Genomic DNA, 5,321 nt, shown 5'->3' with positions numbered 1-5,321 from the left:
AAATATCTCCTTTACGAAAGTTTGTCTACAGTCTGAAAGGCCGTAAGGTGGCCTTTTTATTTTGTTTGTTCATCTTTTTTGTTAAAATCTGAAGGAGAAGACTTTGTCATTTTAGACTTTCCTTCAAAAATAGCCCCCTCTTCAATTATCAAGTTTTGAACTTCTATATCTCCATAAAGTTTTCCAGTAGAAGTAAGTTGCAATTGACCTTTTGCAAATATGTTTCCTTTTACTTCGCCTGAAACGATTATATTATCAGTTGTTATATTAGCTTCTATTTTTGCTGACTCACCTATTACAATGTTGCCTTTTGTTTCTATTTGACCCGTAAAATTACCGTCTATCCTTAGAGTGCCTTCGGATTTAATTGTACCTTCAAAAGTTGAATTTTTTCCTATGACGGTGTCAATTTTGTCAGGATTAACTTCTACAATCTGTTCTCTTTTTTGAAACATATCAATTCCCCTTTGCAAGATATTTCATTGGATCTACGGGATTGCCATTTACTCTAACCTCAAAGTGAACATGAGGGCCAGTACTTCTTCCAGTATTCCCCGACTTTGCTATTATATCGCCTCTTTTTACACTTTGGCCTACTTTAACAAGAATTTCAGAATTATGGCCATATACGGACTGAATTCCATAACCGTGGTCTATAATTACTACCTTACCATATCCTGATAACCATCCTGCATATGTAACTCTACCTTTTCCAGCGGCTTTTACTGGAGTTCCTGTAGGTACAGATATGTCCATTCCAGGGTGAAATTCAGTTCCATACCCAAAAGGAGACTTTCTCATTCCAAAAGGGGAGGTTGTTGTACCATATACTGGATAAGCACTGGGTATTGAATTCAGATAATCAAGTCGAGCTGCTACTTTTGAAATAAGGTCTTGTAAATTTTGTGTTTTTTGATCTATCTGTGAAATAAGCTCGGCAGTCGTTTCATTGTCGTAGGAAATGTTAGCATCGGATCTAGTGCCTCTTGATACACTGCCACGGCTTGTAGTAGGAGTTGATAATCCAACCATGCGCCTTACTTTTTCTTCTAATTCGTTTAAGCCTTTAATTCTTTCATTGACCAGTTGAGCATTTCTGTCTAACGTAGCTATTTTTTTGTTTTGTTCTTCTTTAATGGAGGTTAGTTGCTCGATTTTTTTATCTTTTTCTGATATCACAGTGTATAGATAAGCAGTTGTTTTGCCAAAATAGACTAAAGAAGCTGTAGCAGCCATAATTATTGAAAAAGCCACTATTGCTACTGTTTTTATAAGGGGAATAGAGATTTTAAAGCTTTTGATTTGTTGATTTGAATCAGGAATAATCATAATATTGAGGTATTTCTTTTTTTTCTTTTTCATTTATACCCCCACCCTAAAAAAAATGGACAACTATATTTATTCTATATAAAGGTATCAAAATCCTGCTTAAAAATCAAATTTTAAATTTTTATAATATTGTGATAAATTATTTTAATTTACTTTTGTGATATAATCAAAATGTAATTTATAGAAGTGGAGAAATTGAGGTAGAGTATGAAAAAAGGAATTATTTTAGGAATTGTATTGGGAATAATAGCAATAATTCTCAACATTATAATAAATGGTTTTTTTGCTTCTTTCGTATATTATAGCAATTATCTTTTTTTAATAGGAGTTTGTGTAGGATTATTAGGAGGCGCATTGTATATTTCCTATTGGATCAATGATTTAAGACTTGTCAAAAAAATTTATTATAAAGAAGAATTACCAGAACGGCGAGAGGAGATAAAATTTATGAAAATATGGGGAAGTTATCTTGTTATGGCCATGTTAGTAATGTGGCTTTTGTCTTTGCTAGTCGTCTTAGTTGGAGAAACAGTTATAGGTATAAAATAATCGGTGTGGAGAATACTACTATTTGAAAAGAGCTACAGGAGGTGTTGGGATGGGGAAAAGAATAGCAGTAGAAAGTCAGCTTTCCAATATTAAAGAGTATTTAAAGCAAAAAGGATATGAAGTTGTAGAATTAAAAGAAACTCTTTCAGAAAAAAACAATTTAAATGTCTATGATGCCATAGTTATAACAGGGCAAAGTAGAAATATGCTAGGCATAGATGATATTTCGACAAAAGTTCCGGTGATAGATGCAACGGGAATGAGTCCTTTTGATGTAGAAGAAAGTATAAAAAGATTATAATTACAGGTGGTGAATTTTGTGGTAAGTACTGAACAATTGAAAGCTGTAGGAAGAAGCTGTGAGGATTTTGAGTTAGATCCATCTCACTATGGAAATAATTTGAGTATGTCTGTGTCTTTACAAGAAAGAAGCTGCGAAATATGTCAACATTGGGATGGGAATAAAAAAATTTGCAGAATAGGGGTTTTTGATGAAGTTTTATCAAGACTTGATCAGACTTAAATCTTGAAATGTCAAAAGGATTTTTTTAAACTTTGTAGAATATAATATACTTATAATACTAATTTAAGAATGTAAGTGTGGTGTTGGAAATGAGAGGGAAAATTTTACAATTTAATAATAAAACGCGAGAGGAAAAGCTCTCGCGTTTTTTGTTTTATTGCGATAAAGAATTAACGTAAAAAGGAGGGGGATTATGGGAAAGGTCATAATAGATGGCAATAATCTTACAATAGAAGATGTAGTGCACGTAGCAAGAGATGGGTATAGAGTAGAACTTAGCAATATTGCTGAAGAGAGAGTACTTCATTCTAGAAAAATAGTAGAAAAATATGTAAATGATGAAAAAGTAGTTTATGGAATCACGACGGGTTTTGGGAAATTTAGCGATGTCGTAATATCTAAAGAAGACACAGAAATTTTGCAAAAGAATTTGATTATGAGCCATTCTTGTGGAGTAGGAGAACCATTACCGGAAGAAGTAGTAAGAGTAATTATGCTTTTGAGGGCAAATGCCCTTGCGAAAGGTTTTTCAGGTGTAAGGCTTGAAACTTTAAACACGTTGATTGAAATGTTAAATAAAGGAGTAACTCCTGTTATACCTGAAAAAGGATCTTTAGGAGCAAGCGGAGACCTTGCACCTTTAGCTCACATGGTTCTTGTGATGATAGGGAAAGGTGAAGCTTTATACAAAGGTGAGAGAATGACTGGAGAAAAAGCAATGAAAGAGGCAGGGATTAGTCCAGTTGTTTTGAGTTCAAAAGAAGGTTTGGCTTTGATAAATGGCACTCAAGTTATGTCAGCAATAGGATGCTTAAATGTATATGATGCTAAAAGACTTATAAAATCTGCTGATGCTGTATCTTCTATTACTTTAGAAGCTTTAAGAGGAATAATTGATGCTTTTGATGATAGAGTCCAAATGGTGAGGCCTCATAGAGGTCAGATGATCACTGCTAAAAATATAAGAAAAATGTGTGAAGGAAGTACTCTAATAACGAGACAGGGAGAAATACGGGTTCAGGATGCTTATACCCTAAGGTGTATTCCACAAGTCCATGGAGCTATAAGAGATGCTATTGAATATGCGGAAGAAGTTCTTACAAGAGAGATAAATTCTGCAACAGATAATCCTTTAATTTTCCCTGAAGATGGCGAGGTGATATCTGGGGGCAATTTTCACGGAGAGCCTATTGCATTAGCAATGGATTTTTTAGGTATTGCAGTTTCTGAAATTGCTAATATTTCTGAAAGAAGGATTGAAAGGCTTGTAAATTATCAGTTAAACGACCTTCCTCCTTTTTTGACTGAAAAAGGGGGACTAAATTCTGGTATGATGATAGCTCAATACACAGCAGCTTCTTTAGTGTCAGAAAATAAGGTTTTGGCGCATCCAGCTTCTGTTGATTCTATACCATCTTCTGCAAATCAAGAAGACCATGTGAGTATGGGCACTATTGCTGCGAGAAAGGCAAGGGAAATAATAGAAAACGCTACAAGGGTTATAGCAATAGAACTTATGGCAGCTTTGCAGGCAATGGAGTTTAGGAAAGGTTTTAAAAAAGGGAAGGGCTCTCAAATAATATATGATTTAGTAAGAGAATACGTTAAGCCGTTGGAAGAAGATAGGGAGCTTTATATTGACATAAATGCCTGTTTTAATATTATAAAATCAGGTAAAGTATTGAAGGTCCTTGAAAAAGAAGGTATAATATTAGAATAAAGGTGATTTTGTGAATAGGATAAAACAATATTTTAAAGCTAAAAGAGCTAAAATTTATGAAAAAGATTATCAATTTTTACTTGGATTCCTAAATGAAAAGGAATTAGAATATTTTAATAAATTGCCTGTTTATGAAAAAAGGCATTCATTAGATGTGTGCTATTATCTTATTAATAAATACGGAACAGAAGACCAAGACCTTTTAAAAGCGGCTCTTTTTCATGATATTGGTAAGATAAAAGCGAAAATTACTCCTGAAAGAAAAGCAATGGCGGTGATTTTAGAAAAGATACCTTTTTTAGCTAAATTCATGGAAAAACATATTTACTTTTTGAAAGTCTATTATAATCATTCTGAGTACAGTGCAGAAATTTGTAGGGAAATAGGTTTTAATGAAAGAGTAATAGACATTGTAAGGCATCATCATGACAAAAATCTTATAGATGAGGATGTTATAAAACTTCAAGAGGCAGATGAAAAAAATTAAAGATAGAGTTTTTCTCTATCTTTAATCATTTATATGTATAAACCTATAAATCACTCTCTTATCCCATCCTAAGTCAAAAGGGACATGGTATCTATCGGAAGTATGTGTATTTACAACAGGTATTCCCATAGAATCAAAGCCTGTAACTACTCCAAAGTGTACTATTTCCCCTTTTTCTTGATAGCATATAAGGTCGCCTTTTTCAATTTCTCTTATGGCTCCTTTTGGGTGCTGTTCAGTAGGTTTTACCATATCTAAATAGTATCCTTTTGCAATTAATTTACCTTTTCCTGTATAAATAAGATAGTTAAAAAGAGCGGGTGCTTGTGCCCAAGCGGTGGAAGAGTCTTTGCCGTTGAAGTTCCATACATAGTCCATTGGAAGGCCTCCTCCTTCATGTAATACTTGAGAGACGAAATTGGTGCAGTCTCCTCCTACCCCGTTATAATCCCTATATTTTGGATTGTACTTGTAGTTATTGCCGCTTCCCCAAGCAGCTCCTGCGTATTTGTCAGCATAAGCTACTGCTCCTTCTCTGTCGTATTTACCCTTCTTTTTAGGCTTTGCTTCTTCTTCAGTTTCTGGCTTTGAAGTAGTAGGTGCAATTTCAGGCATTATGCCTTCAGCAGGAGCAGCATCTATATAGGCGGAATCTTCGTCAAGAGGGTCATAGTACCAATCTCTTCTTATAAGCCATTTTCCATCAACTTTTA

Annotated in this window: 8 protein-coding genes; 5 read left to right on the top strand and 3 right to left on the bottom strand. The window is 34.1% G+C overall.

All coding sequences use genetic code 11. From position 1 onward, the window contains the following. Window positions 1-56: 56 nt before the first annotated feature. Together M663_RS0103880 and M663_RS0103875 are read right to left on the bottom strand one after the other, a co-directional pair. Window positions 57-455 (bottom strand): polymer-forming cytoskeletal protein, encoded by a 399-nt coding sequence (locus M663_RS0103880; RefSeq protein ID WP_003866967.1) that lies wholly within the window; start codon window positions 453-455, stop codon window positions 57-59. 1 nt (window position 456) lies between these two features. Beyond that, on the bottom strand, window positions 457-1,362 hold the full coding sequence (locus M663_RS0103875; protein WP_029687997.1) for a M23 family metallopeptidase: 906 nt from the start codon (window positions 1,360-1,362) through the stop codon (window positions 457-459). Window positions 1,363-1,536: 174 nt separating this feature from the next. Between M663_RS0103875 and M663_RS0103870 the strand changes: the two genes are divergently transcribed. From M663_RS0103870 to M663_RS0103850, 5 genes are all read left to right on the top strand, one after another. Next, entirely contained in the window at window positions 1,537-1,878 is a 342-nt protein-coding gene (locus tag M663_RS0103870) for a hypothetical protein (protein ID WP_029687996.1), read from the top strand. Between the two features lie 49 nt (window positions 1,879-1,927). Continuing rightward, entirely contained in the window at window positions 1,928-2,179 is a 252-nt protein-coding gene (locus tag M663_RS0103865) for a YkuS family protein (RefSeq protein WP_029687995.1), read from the top strand. 18 nt (window positions 2,180-2,197) lie between these two features. Beyond that, a complete protein-coding gene (locus M663_RS0103860; RefSeq protein WP_029687994.1) occupies window positions 2,198-2,401 on the top strand; it encodes a hypothetical protein in 204 nt (67 codons plus the stop codon). A gap of 193 nt (window positions 2,402-2,594) precedes the next feature. Next, complete coding sequence (gene hutH, locus M663_RS0103855; protein WP_029687992.1) at window positions 2,595-4,121, top strand: histidine ammonia-lyase; 1,527 nt, start codon at window positions 2,595-2,597, stop codon at window positions 4,119-4,121. 10 nt (window positions 4,122-4,131) lie between these two features. After that, window positions 4,132-4,608, top strand: coding sequence for an HDIG domain-containing metalloprotein (locus tag M663_RS0103850; RefSeq protein WP_029687991.1), 477 nt, complete (start codon window positions 4,132-4,134; stop codon window positions 4,606-4,608). A gap of 21 nt (window positions 4,609-4,629) precedes the next feature. Here M663_RS0103850 and M663_RS0103845 read toward each other — a convergent pair. Continuing rightward, window positions 4,630-5,321 (bottom strand): amidase domain-containing protein (locus tag M663_RS0103845; RefSeq protein ID WP_029687990.1); only part of this gene is annotated, 692 nt, incomplete at its 5' end.

The sequence above is a fragment of the Thermoanaerobacter sp. A7A genome (genome assembly GCF_000445185.1).
In the GTDB taxonomy this organism is placed as follows: Bacteria; Bacillota; Thermoanaerobacteria; order Thermoanaerobacterales; family Thermoanaerobacteraceae; genus Thermoanaerobacter.
Note: the sequence above shows the minus strand (reverse complement) of the source record. Positions and strands in the feature narration are given on the sequence as shown.

Coding starts and splice junctions, on each gene's coding strand:
- M663_RS0103880 (WP_003866967.1), bottom strand. CDS start 455: ATGTTTCAAAAAAGAGAACAGATTGTAGAAGTTAATCCTGACAAAATT.
- M663_RS0103875 (WP_029687997.1), bottom strand. CDS start 1,362: ATGAAAAAGAAAAAAAAGAAATACCTCAATATTATGATTATTCCTGAT.
- M663_RS0103870 (WP_029687996.1), top strand. CDS start 1,537: ATGAAAAAAGGAATTATTTTAGGAATTGTATTGGGAATAATAGCAATA.
- M663_RS0103865 (WP_029687995.1), top strand. CDS start 1,928: ATGGGGAAAAGAATAGCAGTAGAAAGTCAGCTTTCCAATATTAAAGAG.
- hutH (WP_029687992.1), top strand. CDS start 2,595: ATGGGAAAGGTCATAATAGATGGCAATAATCTTACAATAGAAGATGTA.